We start from the raw sequence: 21,014 nt of genomic DNA, 5'->3' as shown, positions 1-21,014 counted from the left end.
TTTGTTATTCTACATACATAAAGTAAGAAGGGGGGATAAATAGTTTAGTTTGAACAGAGTTGTAATCGCTTTCAGAACTACCAGAAGAAATACTCAAAAAAGCATTTGAAGAATTGTTTTTACAAATTGAATTCGACAAAATGGGGGTATTAACATGGCAGTAAAAGAAAAAACGGTTAAAAATGTCCAAACAATTGAAGAAATCAATACCGTAGAAGAAGTGATCAGTAAGCTGGTCGAAAATGGAAACCAAGCATTAAAAGAATTTATGGAGTTTGATCAAGCTCATATTGATCATATAGTTGAACAAATGGCTGTTGCAGGGTTAGATCAACATATGCCGTTAGCAAAGCTTGCTGTCGAGGAAACTGGACGCGGTGTTTATGAAGATAAAATAATAAAAAATATCTTTGCAACAGAGTACATATTTAACAATATTAAAGAGAATAAAACCGTTGGGTATATTCATGAAAATGAACATGCAGGTACTTATTCAATCGCAGAACCCATTGGAGTGATTGCGGGGGTTACTCCAATAACCAATCCAACATCCACTACGATGTTTAAAGCAATAATCTCGATCAAAACACGAAATCCTATCATTTTTGCCTTCCATCCTTCAGCACAGAAATGCAGCAGTGAAGCCGCACGAGTCTTACGAGATGCAGCGATAGCAGCAGGCGCACCACAAAATTGTATCCAATGGATCGAAAAACCCTCTTTAGAAGCTACTAAATTATTAATGAACCATCCAAATATTTCACTTATATTAGCGACCGGCGGTTCGGGTATGGTTAAATCCGCCTATAGCTCTGGAAAACCTGCACTTGGTGTTGGACCCGGGAACGTTCCTTGCTATATAGAAAAATCCGCAAATATTAAACGAGCGGTAAATGATTTAATTTTATCGAAAACCTTTGATAATGGAATGATTTGTGCTTCAGAGCAGGCCGTTATTATTGATAAAGAAATCTATGCCGATGTTAAAAAAGAAATGCTCGCAAATGATTGTTATTTTTTAAATGAGGAAGAGAAGAAAAAAGTTGAAGCGCTGGTGATTAATGAAAATACATGCGCGGTTAATGCCGAAATCGTCGGAATGCCAGCTGCAAAAATTGCTAGATTAGCTGGCGTATTTGTGCCAGAATCTACTAAAATACTAGTGGCAGAATTGAAGGGTGTCGGCCCGAAATATCCATTATCTCGTGAGAAGCTGAGCCCAGTCCTTGCTTGTTATAAAGTAAATAGCTTAGATGAGGGAATGACAAGAGCTGAAGAAATGCTTACATTCGGTGGATTAGGTCATTCAGCGGTTCTTCATTCAAACGACGATGCCGTTATGAAAGAGTTTGGTACAAGAATGAAGGCAGGGCGGATTATTCTAAATGCACCTTCATCGCAAGGGGCAATCGGAGATATTTATAATGCTTTCATTCCTTCGTTAACACTAGGCTGTGGAAGCTATGGAGGAAATTCAGTATGTGCAAATGTTGGCACCGTGCATTTGGTTAACACAAAAACGATGGCGAAAAGGAATGTGAATATGCAGTGGTTTAAGATTCCACCAAAAATGTTTTTCTATAAACACTCCACACAGTACTTAGCCAAAATGGAAGGAATCTCAAGAGCCCTCATTGTGACTGATCCTGGAATGGTGAAGTTAGGCTATGTTGAAAGAATTCAATACTACTTAAGACAACGCCCAGATTTTGTTCATGTTGATGTTTTTTCTGATGTTGAGCCTGATCCGTCGCTCGATACGGTAGTTAAAGGTGTAGAAAAAATGATCAATTTCCAACCAGATGTGATTATTGCTCTTGGTGGCGGTTCAGCAATGGATGCTGCCAAAGGAATGCGCTTATTCTATGAATATCCAGATACTGATTTCTTTGGATTAAAGCAGAAGTTTTTGGACATCCGTAAAAGGATTGTAAAGTTCCCTCATTCCGGTATTAAAACCAAATTTGTGGCGATTCCAACCACATCGGGCACGGGTTCTGAGGTAACGGCCTTCTCGGTTATTACCGACAAAAAGGTAGGAATGAAATATCCGCTCGCTGATTATGAGTTAACACCAGATGTTGCGATCATTGACCCACAATTTGTGATGACTGTACCGAAGCATATTACAGCCGACACTGGCATGGATGTGTTAACCCATGCGATTGAAGCCTATGTTTCTGTGTTCGCGAGTGATTATACAGATGGATTAGCCATGAAGGCGATCCAGCTCGTTTTTGAATATCTGCCAAAAGCTTACCATAATGGCAGTGATGAATTAGCTCGTGAGAAAATGCATAATGCATCGACGATTGCCGGGATGGCGTTTACGAATGCGTTCCTTGGCATCAATCACAGCTTAGCTCATAAGCTTGGTGCAGAGTTCCATATCCCGCATGGCCGTGCGAACACGATTGTGCTGCCTCATGTTATTCGTTATAATGCGACGAAGCCGACGAAATTTGTGAGTTTCCCTAAATACGAGCGGTTTATTGCTGACGAGCGTTATGCTGAAATCGCACGAATGCTCGGATTACCTGCACGTACGACCGAAGAAGGTGTCGAAAGTCTAATTCAAGCCATTATAAATTTGGCAACGGAGCTAGGTATGCCCCTTACACTAGAGGCTGCAGGTGTAGATAAAGCTGAGTTTGACAAAAAGGTAGATTGGTTGGCAGAACGTGCTTTTGAAGACCAATGTACAACTGCAAACCCTCGCTATCCACTGATTTCAGAGATGGCAGATATTTACCGTAAAGCATTTTAATAGTAGAGGTGTCGGGCGTCATCCTATTGTGGGATGATGCCTGTTTTTTTCTTTTGCACATCATTACCACGCTACAATCTTTGAATTTCATTCTCTTTAACTAATTCTACTTTTCTTAATAAATCGTCTCGCATGATTTCAAAGTGCCCATTTTTATAATCAAAAATTATTTTATAAACATCTCCAGAATATAGAACTTTGTCATTAATTGTCATGGTATCTCCTCCTTAGGATTATTATAGATCTATTCTGTAAATACGGTGTGTGGCTTTTGTTATCGTTTTGTAAAGTTTGGTGCATTTTGAATATTTTGTAGAATCTCACTGATTAACCATACTTTATCCTTGATTTCAGTATTGTGAAATAGGTTTGTAAGGTTATCTAACAAACTTTTTTCACACCAATGAAAATATGGCCTATCCAATAAACTTAGCTAGTTCTTTGTTCACCTTCTCCCATTCATCTATAAAAAGTCCATGACCACTATATTGGAAAGGGATTAGCGTGGAATTTTTAATTCCTTGCTTCTGTGCCTCTCCCAAGGCGAAATGACATACCTGATCGTGAATACCGTGAAGGATAAGCGTCGGTACATTAATTTTATTGAGATCCTCAAATAGTCCTTCTTCGCCTAACCAAGTGTTCGCAATGGCTGCTGTTGCCCATCCGGCTGCCTCGAGCCCCAAGTTGAAAAACCAATCTGAAAAAGTGTCTGTTACATATTGGAAGAAAAATATGTTCCCAAAGTCACGGAGCATGTTAGGTCGGTCCTTATAGGTGTCTTGAATGATTTTCAGCACAACATCTTTATTTAATCCATGTGGAAAATAAGGGCGTTGGATGAGGCTCGGTGCAGCACTTGCTAAAAGTGCGAGCTTTGAAACTCCAAACCCATTGTGCCGAGCCATGTAACGAATGGCTATAGCGCCGCCAGTGGAGTGTCCTAACAACGTGATATTTTTTAATGAAAACGCCTCAATGACACACCGAACATCGTCTGCTAAGCGATCATAGTCGTAGCCACTCCAAGGTTTATCTGACTTTCCGAAACCACGTTGGTCTAAGCCGATACAACGATAGCCCATTCGTGGGAGGTGGTCAAATTGGTATTCAAACATTTTATGATTTGCTGGCCAACCGTGTAGAAATAATATCGCCTTGTCGCTGTTGGGATTTAGGTCCTCAACATAAACAAAAACATCTTGTTCAACTTGAACATAATGTCCCACAATGCTTCCTCCTAGAGAGCTTTTTCATTAAAGCTATTCAAAAGAAGGGATGTACCATTCCATTTATTATTTTTTTAACATGTATGTTATTTGCGATAATTTAATTATGTAAACATCAAGAATCTTCCAGAATTTAACGAAATTTCTTTTCCAATTTACCTCTATAAATTCTTTAATTTTAGCAGGCTTCCTAAACTCTATTAATGGAAGAGGATCATGTTCCGTTCCGAACATTTTACCATACTATAGGAAATGTGATTTACAAGTGTAGTTGAGTATGAAAATCATTATCGATAGTAATTATTAATTTATAATAATTACTATTTATTTAATTCTATGTATATGTTATTATAGGTTTATAAAATAATTATGAAGTTGAAATCATGCGGGTTTTTCACATCATTATAAACAATAAGAATAGTTTTCTAAAATAGTATTCTCAACTAATTATTGTGTAAATGAGAATCTGTCTCGATGAATATTAAATTTGGAGGTATTGTATGCTTGCAGAAATAAAACCAGTTGAACAAACAGTTCAGATTGATACTCCTTTCTTTGAAAAAATAAAACCACATCTAGAATTAGTTGCCGCTCTGTTTAGTGGATTGCTTATCTTCATTGGATGGCTTCTGGCTGCAAATTGGCACACCACGTCCGTTGCTATTTTTCTTGTTGCCTATTTAATTGGTGGATTTTCAAAAGCTAAGGAAGGAATCGAAAAAACCTTTGAAAATAAAGAATTAAATGTTGAGATGTTGATGATTTTTGCGGCAATCGGTTCGGCCATAATAGGCTACTGGACGGAGGGTGCAATTTTAATCTTCATTTTTGCCTTAAGTGGTGCACTTGAGACGTATACGATGAACAAAAGTCATAAAGAAATTTCGGCTTTAATGAATTTACAGCCTGAAGAAGCACTGCGTGTTTGCAATGGTATTGAAGAAAAAGTGTCCGTTTCCGACCTTGTTGTTGGGGATATTCTGTTAATTAAGCCAGGTGAGCGAGTACCGTCTGATGGTACCATAATTGAAGGTCAAACAAATATTGATGAGGCCGCGATAACGGGTGAATCGATGCCCGTTAGTAAATCGCTTCACGATGAAGTGTTTGCAGGAACAGTCAATCTTCGTGGATCAATCTTGGTGGAAATGACAAAACCGAATAGCGAAACATTATTTCAAAAAATTATCACGCTTGTTCAATCAGCGCAAAGTGAAAAATCACCTTCTCAACAATTTATTGAACAATTTGAGGGGAAATATGTTAAAACAGTATTATTGATAGTTGCATTAATGATGTTTGTTCCGCATTTTGCACTTGGCTGGAGCTGGACTGAAACCTTTTATCGAGCCATGATTTTACTTGTTGTTGCATCTCCATGTGCTCTAGTTGCTTCGATTATGCCAGCCACTTTATCAGCGATTTCGAATGGTGCCCGTCACGGAATCCTGTTTAAGGGTGGTGTGCATCTTGAAAATCTCGGGAATTTGCAAGCAATTGCTTTTGATAAAACAGGTACATTAACCAAGGGGAAACCTGAAGTATCGGATTGTATTGTACGAGAGGATTTAACAGAGGAAGAGTTACTGCTTCATATTGCATCGCTTGAAGCGTACTCGAACCATCCACTTGCTACTGCTATCGTCCGCTTTGCCAAAACAAAGGTTACTGAATTGGTCAAACCAGAAAATATGGAGGACATTGCGGGTCATGGTGTGCAGGCTACCATTAATGGTGTTCAATGGAAGGTCGGTAAAGCAGATTTTGTAAACCGCATAGAAGCAGAGCAGTTTCAAAACGGTATTGCTTCCACCCTTCAAGAACAGGGGAAAACGGTCGTGTTTGCCCGTGATGAAAAAGGGATTGCCGGAGTATTAACATTAAAAGACAGTGTTCGTGAAGAAGCACTTCAAGCGATTCAAGCGTTAAAAAACGAAGGAATCCATACCGTTATGCTAACAGGTGATAGTAAAAAAACGGCCTCCAGTATTGCTGCTGAAAGTGGAATTGATATGTACTTTGCTGAGTGCCTTCCTGAAACGAAAGTGGAGGAGCTCAAAAAATTAAAGGAAAAATACAAGATTGTTGCCATGGTTGGAGACGGGATCAATGATGCTCCTGCACTTGCAACAGCAAATGTTGGCATAGCAATGGGAGAAGGGACGGATGTTGCACTGGAAACAGCAGACGTCGTCCTAATGAAAAATGATTTGCCAAAAATTGCCGAAGCAGTGAAGCTTTCGAAAAAAATGAACACGATTATTAGACAAAATGTGGTCATTTCAATAACGGTAATCATGTTATTAATAGCTTCCAACTTCCTGCAGTTCCTAGCGTTGCCAATCGGGGTCCTTGGGCATGAAGGAAGCACCATCCTTGTAATACTAAATGGGTTAAGATTATTACGATCATAAGATATACAGAACGACAGCAAAATTGCTGTCGTTAGGCTGTCGAGAATCTCTCGACAGCCTTTTTCTTTTTAAGTTTACAGCGTTAGTTTGGTGGAAGGCGGACATAGGATACGCTATTTGTCATAAAATGCGGTCATTTAAATTTCTATCGGACATAGAAGCTTTTATTTAGCTATTTGGCAGCCTATTAACGTTACTTTTTGCAAAATAACGCATCAAATGTCCGGAATGATTCCATAAAAGGTGATATTTAGGGAAATAGCGCACTCATTGTCCGCCCGATTTGAATTGTCTCCACACACTTGGCAAGGTTAGAAAAAGTATGTGGCCATTCCTCAGGTTGATACACCCGGTTGATTGGAGTGGAAGGTGCGAAGACTCCTGCGGGGGCAGTGGGACAGGTGAGACCCCGCAAGCGCAAAAGCGCTGAGGAGGCTCACCGCCCACCCCGCGGAAAGCGAAGCACCTGGAACGGAAATCAACCGGCCAGTTGGTATGACAAAATAAAAATTTCCGAGAAAAGTATCCTTTCTCGACAATCTGACGACAGCAAAATTGCTGTCGTTTTTTATTATCTTTTAAAAATACTAAATATTAAAAAAACGACAAAAAGAAACAGAAATTTTAGCGCATGTTGGTTAATATTGTAATAACAAAACTATTTAATAGGTGATTCTATGCACATTAATAAATTTGTAACACCCGAGATTATCTTTGGGAAGAACTCAATCAAGCAAGCAGGGGATGCTTGTCTCCGTCTTGGTGCAAAAAAAGTGTTGATTGTAAGTGATTTAGGAGTTGCTAATGCAGGTTGGTTAGAAGTATTAATGACTGTCTGCAAAGAATCGAATTTACCGTTTGCAACCTTCATCGATGTAAGTATTAATCCACGTGATCATGATGTTGTGGCGGGCTGTCACTTATATCTGGAGAATGAATGTGACGCGATCATTGGATTAGGTGGTGGCAGTGCATTAGATGCTGCAAAGGCGATTGCCATCCTCAGTGTGAATGGTGGGAAAATAAATGATTATGAAGGGGTCGATAAGATTAAAAAACCACTACCACCTATGATCATGATCATGACGACCGCAGGTTCGGGGTCTGAGGTTTCGCAATTTTCTGTCATTGTAGATTCTGAAAGAGAGAAAAAAATGATTATCGTTTCTAAAAATTTAGTCCCAGATATCGCAATTATTGATCCTTACACGCTTGTTACAAAGGATGCAAGTTTGACCGCAGCAACTGGTATGGACGTTTTAACCCATGCAATCGAAGCGTATGTAAGTACTGCTGCTACTCCTCTTACGGATGTACAAGCGAAAAATGCTTTACTGCTTGTATCAAAATATTTACGGCCATCTGTTGCGTCGAAAACGAATGAAGAAGCAAAAGAAGCGATGGCGATGGCAAGTCTTCAGGCTGGACTTGCATTTTCTAATGCAATCCTTGGAGCAGTCCATGCTCTTTCCCATGCGATTGGCGGAAAATTACCGATGTCTCATGGAGAAATCAATGCCGTTCTTCTTCCTTATGTAATGGATTTTAATTTTATTGCTGCACCAGACCGATTTGTTGAAATCGCAGAATGTATGGGGATTGATACTAGAGGATTAACCCAAAGGGAAGCTGGGAGAGCAGGAATTCGTTTTGTAAAAGAGCTTGCTGCCGATATCGGTGCTCCGCAAACGTTAAGTGAAGTTGGCATGACAGAGGATATCATAGATTGGGCAAGTAAACTAGCTTTGCAGGATGCATGTATGATCACAAATCCACGTGATATGACACTAGTGGATGCCAAAAAATTACTAACCAATGCTTTGTAGGTGGTGAAATATGTTACAGGATAAAAAAGATATGATTGCTTTACTCACGGGAGTAAAGTCATCAAAGAAAAATTATTATACCGAAATGAAGAATACGGTTGAGCAGCTTCAGAAGAAAAACATGCAATTAGAAATCATAAATGAAGTGATGAAGAGCATCAACATCAATTCAACCTTCAATCAAATATTAAAAAATGTCATTGATAAATTAAGGGGACTAATGCCATGTGACCGAGTAAGTCTATTGCTATTAAAAAATGATGAACTCATTCTATCAAATGTTTACCCAGAAAATTCGATGCATTTGATGCTCGGTTCGGTTATTCCATTTGAACACTCACTCTATTGGTCAGCCTTAAAAAATAATCAAACGATACATAAACAATTGAAAAATACCCAAGACAACTTTTTTGAAAAAGAATCTTTAATTGATAGCGGGATTAAAACAGTCATTGTTCTGCCATTGACTATGAAGAATAAAGAAATTGGTGTATTTAGTATCGGTAGACAGGATGATTCTAAATGGAGTGAGGACGATGTTGCTTTTCTACAACAGCTAACCGATCATTTAGCCATCAGTATTGAAAATACACAATTATATAATGAAGTACTAAAGCGCAAGCAGCAATGGGAAGATACTTTTAAGGCAGTCGATGATATGATCTTTATTTTTGATCATAATCTAAATGTCCTTCAGTGTAATGATAAAGTGAAATCCTTCTTTAATCTTACGGAGGAATGCCCTTCCTTTTCATTTTTGGGGGAATCGTGTCGTGCCTTTATTCTTGACACATTTCGGACTCAAAAGCCAGGTTATATGGATTTATATTTTCATCACAGCAAGATTTGTGAATCACATACATATCTTATCCAAAACAATCAACAGGAAGTATATGGTGTGATTTTATATATGAAGGATGTAACAGAAAAAAGAAAAATGGAAGCCCAGCTTCTTCATTCTGGTAAATTGGCCGCAATCGGTGAAATGGCAGCAGGAGTTGCACACGAACTTAATAGCCCTCTTACTGCGATACTGGGGAATTCCCAGCTGCTCCTTAGAAATCGTCCTACAGATGAACTATCCCATCAGCTCTTAAAGGATATTAAAAACTGTGGAGACCGCTGTAAACAAATCATTAAAAGTCTACTAACTTTTTCAAGGCAGGATGAATATACGTTTGAGTCATTTTCGTTAAATGATGCAATCGAACAGGTTATGTATTTATTAAAATATCAATTGGAAAAGAGCGATATTGAGATTGAACTAGACTTACTAGAGCACTTGCCATTAATTGAAGGAAGTCAGCAGCAAATTGAGCAAGTGGTTGTGAATCTCATTCTGAATGCGAGAGATGCACTAGAATTATCGAATAAACCGCTGAAACTCATGAGGATTCGGACGTTCCTTTTAAACAATGAAGTACACTTGACAGTCGAGGATAATGGAATAGGGATTGAAAAACATCGGATTTCGGAAATTTTTCATCCGTTTTATACAACAAAAGAGAGTGATAAAGGGACTGGATTGGGATTATCAGTTAGTTTTGGGATTGCAGAAAGTCATGGGGGAACGATTGATGTTCTCAGTCAAATTCATAATGGGAGTACCTTCACACTACGAATTCCACTTCATCAGGCTAAGATTGTGGGGGTGAGATAGTGACAAGACTTCTGATTGTTGATGATGAAATCGCGATTGGAAATTTTCTATCCCATTTGTTTACCTCAAAAGGCTATCAAGTTACGGTGATTAATAGCGGATATGAATTTTTTGAGATTGATTTTAATAAACAAATTTTTCATGCCGCAATGATTGATTTAAAACTCCCTAACTCGGATGGATTAAGCATACTGCGTGCGTTAAAAAAGCAGCAGCCAGGATGTAAGGCGATCATTATGACTGGCTACAGTACGATTAATACGGCTGTTGAAGCGATGAAGCTTGGTGCGATTGACTATATCGAGAAACCGTTTGATGATATTGATGTTTTAGAAAAGCAAATCGAAAATTTGCTAGCTACATCCGAAGAGACAACGGAGCAGCACATCAGCGATTTAGCTCATCAAGTCGGCTTGATTATAGGTGAAACAAATGAAATGAATTATCTCATTCAAACCGCTTATAAGGTGGCAAGAAAGAATATTAATGTATTAATTGAAGGCGAAACTGGTACAGGAAAAGAGGTCCTGGCCCGTTTTATTCATGAATCTAGCAAACGAAGCAAAGAATCCTTTATTGGGGTAAATTGTGGAGCAATTTCAAAATCGTTATTAGAAAGTGAACTTTTTGGTCATGAACGAGGAGCTTTCACAGGTGCTACTCAGCAGCGGAAGGGTTTATTTGAAATTGCTAGCAAAGGGACCTTATTTCTGGACGAAATTGTCGAAGCAACACTATCGATTCAAGTAAAGCTATTACGGGTTTTAGAAACAAGAGAGTTCATGCGTGTCGGAAGTGAAAAGACTTTTCGTACAAATGCTAGGATTGTCGCAGCCTCAAATGAAAATTTATTGGAAGCGGTTCAAAATAAAAAATTTCGTGAGGATTTATATTACCGGTTGAATGTTGTCCATTTGAAAATTCCTCCTTTACGAGAACGGAAGGAGGATCTTCCTCACTTGTTACAATATTTAGTGGGACGAGTGACATCTATACCGATTTCTTTTTCAAGCGATGCAATTAAGATTTTGCAGGAATATGATTGGCCTGGAAATATCCGCGAACTATCAAATTATGTTACAAGAGTCGTCACCCTTTCAGAAACTACCGATGGACTAATCACGGCAAAAGATTTACCGGTACTGAAGCTTCCTTCTGTTTCCTATACACCGATAAAGAATCTGATTAGCAAAAAAACACATCAGGAACACCCATTAGAGGATTTTTTGAAAAATTGGGTAGAAAGTTTGCTGCTGACTTTCGAACAGGAGAAAGAAATAAATTTAGAAGAAATCCTCATAAGGATAAAGGAACTTGAAGCAATTGTTGGAAAGGCATTTATCCAAAAAACATTAAAAGAAACTCTAGGAAACCGTAAAGAAGCAGCAAAACGTTTGCAAATTACAATGAGAAAGCTTCGCTATTTATTAAACGAGAAGAAGGAATCAGAAAAGGTAAGTGGAATATGATATTGGATTGTTGGACTGCAGCATCAATTAATCAAATTAAAAGGTCAACGAGATTGGACTCGTTGACCTTTCATCATGTATTGAAGAGGACAGGTTGGACTATTCTAATGTAAGAACGACTCGGCCGTTGATTCCACCTTTTTCCATACGATCAAATACTTCATTAATATTATCGAGAGGCTGTACTTCAATATTGGTTCGTACTTTTCCTTGAGCGGCAAATTCAATCGCTTCTTGTAAATCTTTTCTTGTCCCAACGATAGAGCCTTTCACCGTTACTCCATTTAAGACTGTATCAAAAATTGGAATTGGTAGATCTGCATTAGGTAGACCAACGACGACTAGTGTTCCACCACGTTTAACGGAACGGTATGCTTGTTCAAAAGCTTTTGCTGTCACAGCAACACTAACTGCTGCTTGGACGCCACCTACCTGATTTTGAATTTCTTCAGCTGGATTCACTCTTAATCCATTCACTGTAAGATCTGCTCCTAATTGTTTCGCAAGCTCGAGCTTGTCATCTTGAATATCAACAGCAATTACGTTAAAGCCCATAGCTTTGGCGTATTGCAGAGCAACGTGTCCAAGCCCGCCAATTCCATAAATGGCTACCCAATCTCCTGGTTTTGCTTCTGAAACCTTTAACGCTTTATAGGTTGTTACACCTGCACAAAAAATCGGGGAAACCTCGTGAAAATCTAGGGATTCAGGAATTTTCACAACATAATTGGCTGGTGCTTTACAATATTCAGCATATCCACCATCAACGGAATAGCCAGCATTTAATTGATCTGGACATAATGTTTCACGCCCTGTTAAACAATACTCACATTCACCACAAGCGGAATATAACCATGGGACACCAACACGGTCGCCCACCTTAATCGACGTTACACCTTCTGCCACCGCTTCAACAATCCCTACACCTTCATGACCTGGAATAAGTGGAAGCATAGGTTTAACTGGCCAATCCCCATGTGCAGCATGTAAATCTGTATGACAAACTCCGCAAGCTTTAATTTTCACAAGGATTTCTCCATAGCCAAGCTCTGGTACAGGAACCTCTTTGATTTCAAGCTTTTGATGAAATTGGCTTATTACTGCTGCTTTCATTAATCGAGTCGCTTGTCCTGCTTCTACAACACTGCTTTGATTTTCGCTTCTACTCATTTCAACAACCCCTTTGTTTTTGTATTCACCATTTTAATAATGCAATTAGTGTGCCAAAATATAAAACGCTTACATTTCGGTAAAATCAATACATATAAACGAAAAAAGCCGAAAACTCGGCTTGTTCGAGCCGCGCTTTTGGCTATTATCGACCGATTTTTTGGAGTTGTTCATATTGTTATTGCAATGACATTTTTGTCATTTATTATGCTGCATACGACATATTTACCAATATTTGTACGTACTATTACAGCATTTTTAATCCTTTTGTAACATAACAGTTTAATTCTTCTGTTATAATTAGTTGGCAAGGAGGAGAAGTGCATGCCAGATATTAAGCGTATGATTCTCTTTAGTTTTACATCGATGTTATGTATCTCTGGTTCGTTTGTGTCTACAGCACAAGCCAACACAGGCTCGATACAGAATATTCAACAAGAGCTTGAACAAAAAGCTAAAGAAAAGCAGTCTATTTCTACTGAAATAGACAATATCCAACGAGAAATGGACTCTCTGAATCAATATATAACAGAGAATAAACAATCGATGGCAAACACCCAAAAGCGAATTGACGAAATGAATCTGCTGATTGAAGAAAATAAACAGCAAATCGTCATCCTTGAGGATAAAATCCTAAATCGCAAAGACGTTATGGAAAACAGACTTAAGGCTCTTCAAAATGATAATAATCTCAATTTGGTGATTAAAGTTTTAATAGAGTCAAAGAGTTTTGATGATTTTCTTCAACGTGCCAGTGCCGTAAGTGCAATCTTAAATGCTGATAATGATATTTTGGAAGCTCAAAAGCTAGATTTACAGCAAATTGAAGATCACAAAAAGGAAATTGATCAGCAACAACAAAAACTTGAAGAAGAACAAGCTGTACTTGCAGGACAACAAACGAAATTAAATCAAAACCTGCAAACTCGCCAAGAAACGTTATCGGCGATGCAAGCAAAATACAGCCAAATTGAACAGCAAGAGAATGGGATAGAAGCCCAATTAAAAGCAGCACAAGATGCGATTCGCATTGAACGTGAGGCGGCAGCGAAAGCCGTTGCAGCCGCTCCTCAACAAACAGCAGCTGCTCCAGCTGGAAATGGAAAAGAAATTTATGTTACTGCAACCGCATACAGTTCCAGGAGGAATCTGGCGCCGTTACAAAATTAGGTTATAATATTCGTCAAAATCCTAATATGAAGCTAATCGCTGTTGACCCATCTGTAATTCCACTAGGTAAAAGGGTGTGGGTGGAAGGATATGGAGAAGCGATTGCTGGCGATACTGGTTCAGCTATTGTTGGACACAAAATTGATGTGTTGATGCCTTCAAAAGCCGCAGCCTTCAACTGGGGAGTCAGAACAGTTAAAGTGATTATTTTAAATTAGTGATATGATCTGCAAAAAGCATGTTTCTTATTAAAAGAGACATGCTTTTTGTATTTAATCATTATTTTTAGCAAGCTTCAATTAGTGTGAGTGGTTGGATGAATATATGGAATTCACCATTTTTTGAGTAAAGCAACCAATTCTCCTTTCGCTGGGTATATGTACAAGATAATAATCACCTTTCGAATAACTTATATAAGGTTTTTTAAATTATATAAAAAGGAGATCGAAGGAACAAATGGGAGATATGAATAACTGGGAAGACCACTCAAAAAAGAGTTACTATGATGGTTTAAAAGAAGGATACAAAGAAGGCTATCGTGAAGGTTTTAAAGATGGATTTAAAGATGGGGAAGAAGAGCATTGTAAGAAAGTGTGTAAAAAAGATCATGATAAGGAATCCAAAAAAGAAAAATGTGTAGCTGAAAAGAAAGATCATAAAAAAGATGAAGAGAAGGGCAAGAAAAAGGACGAAGACAAGAAATGTAAAGACGAAGAGAAGGATCATAAAAAAGATCATGAAAAAAAATATAAAGTCGAGGAAAAAAGCCATAAGAAAATAGAGATTAAAGTATATAAAGAAGAAGAGAAGGATCAAAAAAAAGATCAACACAATAAATATAAAAATGAAAAAAAAGAACATAAAGAAGATAAAGAAAAACACCAGGATGAAGAGAAGGACTATAAAAAAACGGGCAGAAGAGAAACTTCGAGCAGCGGAGTAAAAGATGATTTCGATTATTTCTGGTTCGATACACGATACGGAAAAAACGACCATCGTCGAAGAAGGTAATAGATATTGATAATTGTCGTCATTAATTAATTTTAACGATAGACTAACACGAAAGAAGAAACTATGGAATAACCTAAGTTTCTTCTTTTATTATAAAAGTTAATAAAGTAAAAACTTTGATCGGTGTCTAGCTCCAGGCGCCATCGGCTCGAGGTCACAAGTCACTCCGTCCAAAAGGTCAAAGAACAACCTTTCGGCCGGCGCGTCTTGTGCTTGTCGCCGATAAACGGGCGCCTTGCGCTTTTCTTTATTTGTAGACGGATAGTTTAGATTGTAGTAACTTAAGTTTAGAAAACCATTCGATAACGAAGTATAGCTGTGCTATGGAGGGATTTTAATGCAATCAGAAAGTGATTACATTCAGGAATTTAAAAAAAGATTGTTGGAATTAAAACCGATTAAACTAAAAATAAATAATGAAAAAGAATCATCCTTGGAAAACAAAATCTATGTCGACTCAAGTGATGACAGTGCGGATAAATAGATCATAATTGAGGGATGTCAAATGGAACAATTAATTCAATTATATAACCGTGCCATTGCCTATATGCAGGATGAAATGTACGAAGAGGCGTCTAATCTGCTTGAACCCATCCTTAAAGAGGAGCCGTCTTTTGTCGACGCTGTATGGGCGCTCGGTTTGATTGATGTGTTAACCGGTTTCCCTCACCAGGCCATCGAGAAATGGAAGGTTATTCGTGAAGTGAAGGATATTGATATACTGCAGGCAGTAGAAAAAGTGGAGCAGAAGCTTCCGTTATACGATCGTTTGTATGATAAAAATAATGAAGCGATTGAACAATTACAACGTCAAAATTTTCAAGTTGCTGCTAATATATTTGACGAATTGTTAGTGTATCAAAAGGAAGTCCCTTTACCAATATCATTTTATTTTGGGGCGGTATTAACGAAAATCGTCATCGGCGCAGAGAAATTTGCGTTTGATGAAATTATTTCCTTTCCTGCTTACGTAAGAAAAAATGAACAATTTCAGGAAGTGGAAGAATTATTACATTATTATTTGGAGAAATTTCGCAACTCAAAAGTTATGTTTAAAGACAAAAAAACGCACCCTAAGCCTCGTGGGGAGTCTTGGTATTATTTATTATACCGAAAAATATTGTTGGCCTTTAAGAATACATAAAAGCAGACCGTGATCTGCTTTTTGTTATAAATACACTTTTTCTATTTTTAGTGGGTTTAGGGAATTAGAATGGTCTACAAAAATAAATGCATCATAGCGATCAGAAATAACTGAAGGTACATAGTTACCAAAATGCTCATGCCTTGGATTATAAACAACTCCAATTGCACGATGTCCAAGTCTTTGTTTAAAAGTGGACCTGTTTTCTTCATTTATCATAATCAGCTTATCATGTGACCCAGCAAGGTGGAGCAAATCTTCCCAGCTACCTTTTTGTGCAGGAGGAACGATCATCACCTCGAGATTCACGCCCCATTGGTCTGCCGCGATTACCGTTCCTTGATGGGTTCCGAATCCAACAATAAATACTTCATGGGAACCATGTTGCTCCCTCATTAATTGTCCTACATTTACAAGCCCTTCATTAGCCATATCTGTCGCTCGGGCATCACCGACATGGGTATTGTGTTCCCAAATGATTCCCTTTGCATTACTATCTAACGTTTGTGTTATTTTATTAATTACTTCTACCATATGACGATCGCGTATATTCCATGATTCGTTATCATCTGTAATCATCGTTGTGTAATACTGTTCCGCATTTGCTGTAATCAGTGCATTCACTTCAAGATTTAAGCGGTCTTCTTCGTTTTTTATGTGCTTTCTTTTTTCTTCATTCATTTTTGTTAATAGACCTATGACTTCATTCCGACATCCCTCGTTATAAAACGCTACTGAGACCCCATATTTTTCGGGTTGACGATTATATGGTTCAAAGCAGGAGAACGCCTCTTTTGCTTTTTCAAGATCCGGTGAATTGATTTTTTCTAAGTACTTAATGATCTCATCCATTGACTCCCAAAGGCTATAAATATCAATGCCATAAAAGCCAACCTGTTTTTCTTTAGGGAGAGTTTGATTGTGAGTTTTTAACCAATCGATTAATTCAATCATTTCTTCATTTGCCCACATCCAGGTTGGCCATCGATTAAAGGATTTCAGTACTTCACGTGCATTGGAGTCCACATGGTCGATTCCTTTTATATATTGGTTGATTTCAAAACAAGCGGGCCAATCACCCTCAACCGCCAAAAAAGTAAATCCTTTCTCACTTATGAGCTTTTTAGATAACTCTGCCCTAATTTTGTAAAATTCAGAGGTCCCATGAGAGGATTCTCCAAGTAATACATATTTTTGGTTCTGAATATTTTGAATCAAAAAATCTAAATCACTAGTATGATTAAGTGGGATAGAATATTCTTTTATTGCATGTATTAATGTTTCGTTTATCATTTGTATCCCTCAATCTTTATTGTTTGTATTCAGCAGAATAGGAATTCTCACCACAGTGAACCGATAACAAAGTATCTGCATAACCGACAAGACGATTAATAATCTCATCACAAATTCCGTAAACAAGCGGATGAACTTCGCGATGAAATAGTAAAGGATCATCAAAAATGATGGTCGTGTTGATATAGAAATGTTTTGTATCGTAAAGATTGTAATGAATGATGGTTTTGCCAGCCGCCCCACCTGTTATCGGATCTTTATAACTCGGTAAAAAAATATACCATTCCTCAGCTGTTGGTGAACGGAAGTTTTTTGTGAATTTTAATCCATTGATCTCTTGTTCCAATTGTTTCTTTGTTTTTTGATCGATCACGTCAATAATATTTTTCATCATTTTTTCCCATTATTCTGCGGGATTTGCAGATACTGCAATCTCGTAGGCATCAAAAATCATTTCTTTTTCTTTTTGATTTTTTACTTTGGTTAGTACTTGTCCATCTTCGTCATCTTCTACCCTCATGACAAATAAATCATTCTTATTGAGTGGAGATCTTAAGAAAGCATAGGTTTTATCTTCCATATCAAATAAAGCTTCTATCGCTAATCGTTTTTCGACTCCTTCAAGATCTTCGACGGTAATGAAGTCCCGCTGTATTTCAAAGTCCTTCATAAAACACCTCCTATTGTTCAACTTAGTGTTACCAAATCTAAAAGGATTTCAATAATGGTAAAAACAAAAAAAGCTGGAAAACATGACAGTTTTAAAAATAGCTCATACTAAGGAGGAATGAACTCAATTAAAGTTTAAGGGGGGATTATATGGGGCAGTCAACGTTAAGAATTGGAGAAATGGCACCTGATTTTACGTTACCTTCAACAAAAATAGAAAAGCTGACCTTAAGTGAATATCGCGGCAAAAAGAACCTTGTCGTCGCATTTTATGGAATGGATTTTACACCAGGCTGAATCAAAGAAATCGCCTCTTGGAAAGAGGATTATAAAAAATTTGAAAGCCTTGATTCAGAAGTAATTGGGATTAGTGTAGATCATATTCACTCGCACAGGGTATTTGAAGCGAGTATGGGAACACTTCCTTATCCACTTGCATCAGATTGGCACAAGCAAACTGTAAAAAGCTATGGAGTTTTTAATGATAAAGGTGAGGTTGCGATACGGTCAGTGTTTGTTGTAAATAAAGAAGGTGTAATAACGTATTTAAATACGTCATTTAAAGCAGATGAGAAAAAAGATTATGACGCTGTCTTTGCCGAACTAGAAAAATTAAATGGTTCATTATCGTCCATTTGGATGTCTAACGAAGAAAATCTATCCACAAATGAATTATTAAATTAAACATCAAAAATACCTTGCGTTCACCTGCAAGGTATTTTTATATTGAAAATTTATTAAGAATCCATTGAGTCACCAGTTAAATTAAGGGCCGTCTCTGTAATCGAAAGATCTAAATTTAATTGTTCCGACAAATCATTAGGATGGTACATCCCTCTGGATACCATGAAATTTGAAATTTTCTCATGGGTCTCCACCGCTGCTTTTAATTGACTTCGCAGCTCAGTTCTTACTTCAGGCGTTCCACATTCCGTAATGGCAAAGGCAAGATTACGAATACCAGCTTTTGCAGAGATTAAAAAGTCTGAGGCAATCACTTGGTCAGTCATCCCACCCATACCCATCAAACTTTTTACTAGGTTATTCATTTTCTTCACTCCGATCTGTTATGAACTCCTGTAACAGTCCAACGTGTTGTCTCCCTGATACAACATCAGTTGATAGAATCACTTTTAGTTCAGGGTCTTGTGCAAATTTACTCATGATAAAGGCTTTTGTTAAACAAAGATTTTTAAAGGTAATCAATTCGTGTACTTCCAGGGTTTCGTGTAAACCCATGTATTTCTTCATAATTAAGCTCCTTTCATATTCCCTCTATTTTTCATTGTTTACAGATTGTGTTGAATAAGAACTGTTAATTTAAGGGAAATATCCGATAATCAAATAAAATGATGGAATGTTGGCAAATTAACCACAGTTAGTATTTTGAAAGGGGCGGTAAAAATTGGATCAATCAGCCTTAGCTTTCCATGAAACGATGGATACACATGAAATGTTAAATTTTAAAACAGCCAGTTTAATGAAAAGTAAGCTAATGATAGGGATTTGCTTTGACAATGATCTGAAAGCATTAATGGAAAAAGATGTTCAACAGTCACTGTTAGCGATTCAAGAACTGAAAGAACTGTATTCAAAAGCTAAAACAGGAAAATGGTGATGGGAGATGCAACATGAATCAAGATTACTTGGATCCTAAATATGCTGAAGGTATGCCGAAGATGGCTGATTCTGCCTTTGCTGTTGACTTTTTATTAGGTGTTAAAACAGGAATTCGATATTACGCTGTCACATTAACAGAAACAACGAGTTCCGGAATTGCGCGCAGTTCTTTATAAGCAAATGGAGGAAGCAATTGATTTACATGGAGAATTGACTGACTTAATGATTAGTAAAGGCTGGCTCTATCCAAATGATGTCAATAAGCAAATCGAGTTAGATTTGAAATCAGCTGATATGGCCATCAGTATTGCCCGAATGGAATTATTCCCAATCGATACAGATCGCCAGGGAACATTTGCAACACCAAATAAATAAGCAGTAACTGGAGGAAAAATAATGAAAGCTGTAACCTATCAGGGGATAAAAGATGTTGCTGTGAAAGAGGTCCAAGATCCTACGATTCAAAAAGCGGACGATATCATTGTTAAAGTAACAAGCTCCGCCATTTGTGGATCGGATTTACATTTAATTCATGGAATGATTCCAAATATGTATGAGGATTACGTTATTGGACATGAGCCAATGGGGATTGTCGAGGAAGTTGGCCCTGAAGTGACGAAGCTTAAAAAAGGCGATCGTGTCATTATCCCTTTTAATGTAAGCTGTGGGAACTGTTGGTATTGTCAACACGATTTAACAAGCCAATGCGATAATTCTAACCCGCATGGCGATACGGGAGGATTCTTTGGTTATTCAGAAACAACTGGAGGATACCCTGGTGGACAAGCAGAATATTTACGAGTACCGTATGGGAATTTTACACCTTTTAAAATACCAGAGAATTGTGAAGTCGAAGATGAAAAGCTGATTTTAATAGCTGATGCTGCCTCTACTGCTTATTGGTCAGTTGAAAACGCGGGTGTGAAGAATGGAGATACGGTCATTATTTTAGGGTGCGGTCCAGTTGGACTGTTAGCTCAAAAATTTGCTTGGTTTAAAGGGGCTAAACGTGTCATCGCTGTCGACTATATTGATTATCGTCTAGAACATGCTAAACGAACGAACAATGTAGAGATTATAAATTTTGAAAAAGTAGAGCATGTCGGAAATTATCTGAAAGAAATCACACATGGAGGAGCAGATGTTGTGATTGACTGTGTTGGAATGGATGGAAAAATGACTCCATTAGAGTTTATAGCTACAGGTTTAAAGCTACATGGTGGATCAATGGGTGCAATTGTAACAGCGACCCAAGCGGTTCGCAAAGGGGGGACCATCCAAATTACAGGGGTTTATGGAATGCGGTATAATGCCTTCCCATTCGGGGACATTTTTGCACGGAATATCAATATCCGAACCGGACAGGCACCCGTTATCCCTTATATGTCGTATCTTTACGACCTTTTTGCGAAAGGAACGGTCGACCCAAGTGATATTGTGACTCACACCATTCCACTAGATGAAGCCAAAAAAGGGTATGAGATTTTCGATACTAAGACTGATGGCTGTATTAAAGTCATATTGAAACCTCATTGATATGAAAGCAGTGTTTAAATATACCTAAGATTTTCT

General features: G+C 37.9%; 23 protein-coding genes. 15 read left to right on the top strand and 8 right to left on the bottom strand.

Translation table 11 applies throughout. The features are described from left to right. Positions 1 to 154: 154 nt before the first annotated feature. The gene (adhE, locus tag RGF10_RS13435; protein WP_318502799.1) at positions 155 to 2,767 is read left to right on the top strand and encodes a bifunctional acetaldehyde-CoA/alcohol dehydrogenase; all 2,613 of its coding nucleotides are present in this window, start codon (positions 155 to 157) and stop codon (positions 2,765 to 2,767) included. 71 nt (positions 2,768 to 2,838) lie between these two features. Here the strand turns inward: adhE and RGF10_RS13430 are convergent, their stop codons facing one another. Beyond that, positions 2,839 to 2,982 (bottom strand): hypothetical protein, encoded by a 144-nt coding sequence (locus RGF10_RS13430; RefSeq protein ID WP_318502797.1) that lies wholly within the window; start codon positions 2,980 to 2,982, stop codon positions 2,839 to 2,841. Positions 2,983 to 3,183: 201 nt separating this feature from the next. Beyond that, entirely contained in the window at positions 3,184 to 3,996 is an 813-nt protein-coding gene (locus RGF10_RS13425; RefSeq protein ID WP_318502795.1) for an alpha/beta fold hydrolase, read from the bottom strand. A 500-nt stretch (positions 3,997 to 4,496) separates the two neighbouring features. On the opposite strand from RGF10_RS13425, the gene RGF10_RS13420 reads away from it, so the two are divergent. From RGF10_RS13420 to RGF10_RS13405, 4 genes are all read left to right on the top strand, one after another. Beyond that, positions 4,497 to 6,410 (top strand): heavy metal translocating P-type ATPase, encoded by a 1,914-nt coding sequence (locus RGF10_RS13420; RefSeq protein ID WP_318502793.1) that lies wholly within the window; start codon positions 4,497 to 4,499, stop codon positions 6,408 to 6,410. A 677-nt stretch (positions 6,411 to 7,087) separates the two neighbouring features. Next, the gene (locus RGF10_RS13415; protein WP_318502791.1) at positions 7,088 to 8,236 is read left to right on the top strand and encodes an iron-containing alcohol dehydrogenase; all 1,149 of its coding nucleotides are present in this window, start codon (positions 7,088 to 7,090) and stop codon (positions 8,234 to 8,236) included. Positions 8,237 to 8,246: 10 nt separating this feature from the next. Continuing rightward, positions 8,247 to 9,896: a GAF domain-containing sensor histidine kinase gene (locus tag RGF10_RS13410; RefSeq protein WP_318502789.1), complete on the top strand. Its 1,650-nt coding sequence runs from the start codon at positions 8,247 to 8,249 to the stop codon at positions 9,894 to 9,896. Beyond that, positions 9,896 to 11,365: a sigma-54-dependent transcriptional regulator gene (locus RGF10_RS13405; protein ID WP_318502787.1), complete on the top strand. Its 1,470-nt coding sequence runs from the start codon at positions 9,896 to 9,898 to the stop codon at positions 11,363 to 11,365. Before RGF10_RS13410 ends, RGF10_RS13405 begins: the two co-directional genes overlap by 1 nt. 99 nt (positions 11,366 to 11,464) lie before the next feature. Here RGF10_RS13405 and adhP read toward each other — a convergent pair whose 3' ends face one another. Then, positions 11,465 to 12,478 carry an alcohol dehydrogenase AdhP gene (adhP, locus tag RGF10_RS13400; RefSeq protein WP_318509461.1) on the bottom strand — a complete coding sequence of 338 codons (1,014 nt, stop codon included), beginning with the start codon at positions 12,476 to 12,478 and terminating at the stop codon, positions 11,465 to 11,467. Positions 12,479 to 12,859: 381 nt separating this feature from the next. On the opposite strand from adhP, the gene RGF10_RS13395 reads away from it, so the two are divergent. The 5 genes from RGF10_RS13395 (at position 12,860) to RGF10_RS13375 (ending at position 15,860) form a co-directional block, all read left to right on the top strand. Continuing rightward, complete coding sequence (locus tag RGF10_RS13395; protein WP_318502785.1) at positions 12,860 to 13,705, top strand: coiled-coil domain-containing protein; 846 nt, start codon at positions 12,860 to 12,862, stop codon at positions 13,703 to 13,705. 80 nt (positions 13,706 to 13,785) lie between these two features. Further along, positions 13,786 to 13,923 carry a 3D domain-containing protein gene (locus RGF10_RS13390; RefSeq protein WP_318502783.1) on the top strand — a complete coding sequence of 46 codons (138 nt, stop codon included), beginning with the start codon at positions 13,786 to 13,788 and terminating at the stop codon, positions 13,921 to 13,923. 238 nt (positions 13,924 to 14,161) lie between these two features. After that, entirely contained in the window at positions 14,162 to 14,716 is a 555-nt protein-coding gene (locus RGF10_RS13385) for a hypothetical protein (RefSeq protein ID WP_318502781.1), read from the top strand. Positions 14,717 to 15,053: 337 nt separating this feature from the next. Beyond that, the gene (locus tag RGF10_RS13380; RefSeq protein WP_318502779.1) at positions 15,054 to 15,200 is read left to right on the top strand and encodes a hypothetical protein; all 147 of its coding nucleotides are present in this window, start codon (positions 15,054 to 15,056) and stop codon (positions 15,198 to 15,200) included. A gap of 21 nt (positions 15,201 to 15,221) precedes the next feature. After that, positions 15,222 to 15,860, top strand: a complete 639-nt coding sequence (locus RGF10_RS13375) for a tetratricopeptide repeat protein (protein ID WP_318502777.1) — start codon at positions 15,222 to 15,224, stop codon at positions 15,858 to 15,860. Positions 15,861 to 15,884: 24 nt separating this feature from the next. On the opposite strand, the gene RGF10_RS13370 is transcribed toward RGF10_RS13375, so the two are convergent. Genes RGF10_RS13370 through RGF10_RS13360 form a run of 3 tightly spaced genes read right to left on the bottom strand, consistent with a single transcriptional unit; the run spans position 15,885 to position 17,823 of the window. Next, positions 15,885 to 17,153, bottom strand: a complete 1,269-nt coding sequence (locus RGF10_RS13370; RefSeq protein ID WP_318502775.1) for an erythromycin esterase family protein — start codon at positions 17,151 to 17,153, stop codon at positions 15,885 to 15,887. A 16-nt stretch (positions 17,154 to 17,169) separates the two neighbouring features. Further along, a complete protein-coding gene (locus RGF10_RS13365) occupies positions 17,170 to 17,547 on the bottom strand; it encodes a hypothetical protein (protein ID WP_318502773.1) in 378 nt (125 codons plus the stop codon). 9 nt (positions 17,548 to 17,556) lie between these two features. Next, positions 17,557 to 17,823, bottom strand: coding sequence for a DUF1292 domain-containing protein (locus tag RGF10_RS13360; protein WP_318502771.1), 267 nt, complete (start codon positions 17,821 to 17,823; stop codon positions 17,557 to 17,559). A gap of 149 nt (positions 17,824 to 17,972) precedes the next feature. Between RGF10_RS13360 and RGF10_RS13355 the strand changes: the two genes are divergently transcribed. Continuing rightward, entirely contained in the window at positions 17,973 to 18,506 is a 534-nt protein-coding gene (locus tag RGF10_RS13355; protein WP_318502769.1) for a redoxin domain-containing protein, read from the top strand. A 53-nt stretch (positions 18,507 to 18,559) separates the two neighbouring features. On the opposite strand, the gene RGF10_RS13350 is transcribed toward RGF10_RS13355, so the two are convergent. Continuing rightward, positions 18,560 to 18,871 (bottom strand): spore coat protein, encoded by a 312-nt coding sequence (locus tag RGF10_RS13350; protein ID WP_318502767.1) that lies wholly within the window; start codon positions 18,869 to 18,871, stop codon positions 18,560 to 18,562. After that, a complete protein-coding gene (locus RGF10_RS13345; protein WP_318502765.1) occupies positions 18,864 to 19,073 on the bottom strand; it encodes a hypothetical protein in 210 nt (69 codons plus the stop codon). Before RGF10_RS13345 ends, RGF10_RS13350 begins: the two co-directional genes overlap by 8 nt. Positions 19,074 to 19,227: 154 nt before the next feature. Between RGF10_RS13345 and RGF10_RS13340 the strand changes: the two genes are divergently transcribed. From RGF10_RS13340 to RGF10_RS13330, 4 genes are read left to right on the top strand one after another with little or no spacing between them, the layout of a single operon-like run. Continuing rightward, a complete protein-coding gene (locus tag RGF10_RS13340) occupies positions 19,228 to 19,440 on the top strand; it encodes a spore coat protein (RefSeq protein WP_318502763.1) in 213 nt (70 codons plus the stop codon). A 13-nt stretch (positions 19,441 to 19,453) separates the two neighbouring features. After that, positions 19,454 to 19,618 carry a hypothetical protein gene (locus tag RGF10_RS23880; protein ID WP_412176630.1) on the top strand — a complete coding sequence of 55 codons (165 nt, stop codon included), beginning with the start codon at positions 19,454 to 19,456 and terminating at the stop codon, positions 19,616 to 19,618. Next, positions 19,599 to 19,817, top strand: coding sequence for a hypothetical protein (locus RGF10_RS23875; RefSeq protein WP_412176629.1), 219 nt, complete (start codon positions 19,599 to 19,601; stop codon positions 19,815 to 19,817). Before RGF10_RS23880 ends, RGF10_RS23875 begins: the two co-directional genes overlap by 20 nt. A gap of 21 nt (positions 19,818 to 19,838) precedes the next feature. Beyond that, complete coding sequence (locus RGF10_RS13330; protein ID WP_318502761.1) at positions 19,839 to 20,978, top strand: zinc-dependent alcohol dehydrogenase; 1,140 nt, start codon at positions 19,839 to 19,841, stop codon at positions 20,976 to 20,978. Positions 20,979 to 21,014: the final 36 nt, after the last annotated feature.

The organism is Bacillus sp. T3 (assembly GCF_033449965.1).
Taxonomy (GTDB): domain Bacteria; phylum Bacillota; class Bacilli; order Bacillales; family Cytobacillaceae; genus Bacillus_BU.
Note: the sequence above shows the minus strand (reverse complement) of the source record. Positions and strands in the feature narration are given on the sequence as shown.

Excerpts from the sequence above, each read along its gene's own strand:
- adhE (WP_318502799.1), top strand. The coding sequence starts at position 155 with ATGGCAGTAAAAGAAAAAACGGTTAAAAATGTCCAAACAATTGAAGAA.
- RGF10_RS13430 (WP_318502797.1), bottom strand. The coding sequence starts at position 2,982 with ATGACAATTAATGACAAAGTTCTATATTCTGGAGATGTTTATAAAATA.
- RGF10_RS13420 (WP_318502793.1), top strand. The coding sequence starts at position 4,497 with ATGCTTGCAGAAATAAAACCAGTTGAACAAACAGTTCAGATTGATACT.
- RGF10_RS13415 (WP_318502791.1), top strand. The coding sequence starts at position 7,088 with ATGCACATTAATAAATTTGTAACACCCGAGATTATCTTTGGGAAGAAC.
- RGF10_RS13410 (WP_318502789.1), top strand. The coding sequence starts at position 8,247 with ATGTTACAGGATAAAAAAGATATGATTGCTTTACTCACGGGAGTAAAG.
- adhP (WP_318509461.1), bottom strand. The coding sequence starts at position 12,478 with ATGAAAGCAGCAGTAATAAGCCAATTTCATCAAAAGCTTGAAATCAAA.
- RGF10_RS13395 (WP_318502785.1), top strand. The coding sequence starts at position 12,860 with ATGCCAGATATTAAGCGTATGATTCTCTTTAGTTTTACATCGATGTTA.
- RGF10_RS13385 (WP_318502781.1), top strand. The coding sequence starts at position 14,162 with ATGGGAGATATGAATAACTGGGAAGACCACTCAAAAAAGAGTTACTAT.
- RGF10_RS13380 (WP_318502779.1), top strand. The coding sequence starts at position 15,054 with ATGCAATCAGAAAGTGATTACATTCAGGAATTTAAAAAAAGATTGTTG.
- RGF10_RS13375 (WP_318502777.1), top strand. The coding sequence starts at position 15,222 with ATGGAACAATTAATTCAATTATATAACCGTGCCATTGCCTATATGCAG.
- RGF10_RS13370 (WP_318502775.1), bottom strand. The coding sequence starts at position 17,153 with ATGATAAACGAAACATTAATACATGCAATAAAAGAATATTCTATCCCA.
- RGF10_RS13365 (WP_318502773.1), bottom strand. The coding sequence starts at position 17,547 with ATGATGAAAAATATTATTGACGTGATCGATCAAAAAACAAAGAAACAA.
- RGF10_RS13360 (WP_318502771.1), bottom strand. The coding sequence starts at position 17,823 with ATGAAGGACTTTGAAATACAGCGGGACTTCATTACCGTCGAAGATCTT.
- RGF10_RS13350 (WP_318502767.1), bottom strand. The coding sequence starts at position 18,871 with ATGAATAACCTAGTAAAAAGTTTGATGGGTATGGGTGGGATGACTGAC.
- RGF10_RS13345 (WP_318502765.1), bottom strand. The coding sequence starts at position 19,073 with ATGAAGAAATACATGGGTTTACACGAAACCCTGGAAGTACACGAATTG.
- RGF10_RS23880 (WP_412176630.1), top strand. The coding sequence starts at position 19,454 with ATGAATCAAGATTACTTGGATCCTAAATATGCTGAAGGTATGCCGAAG.
- RGF10_RS13330 (WP_318502761.1), top strand. The coding sequence starts at position 19,839 with ATGAAAGCTGTAACCTATCAGGGGATAAAAGATGTTGCTGTGAAAGAG.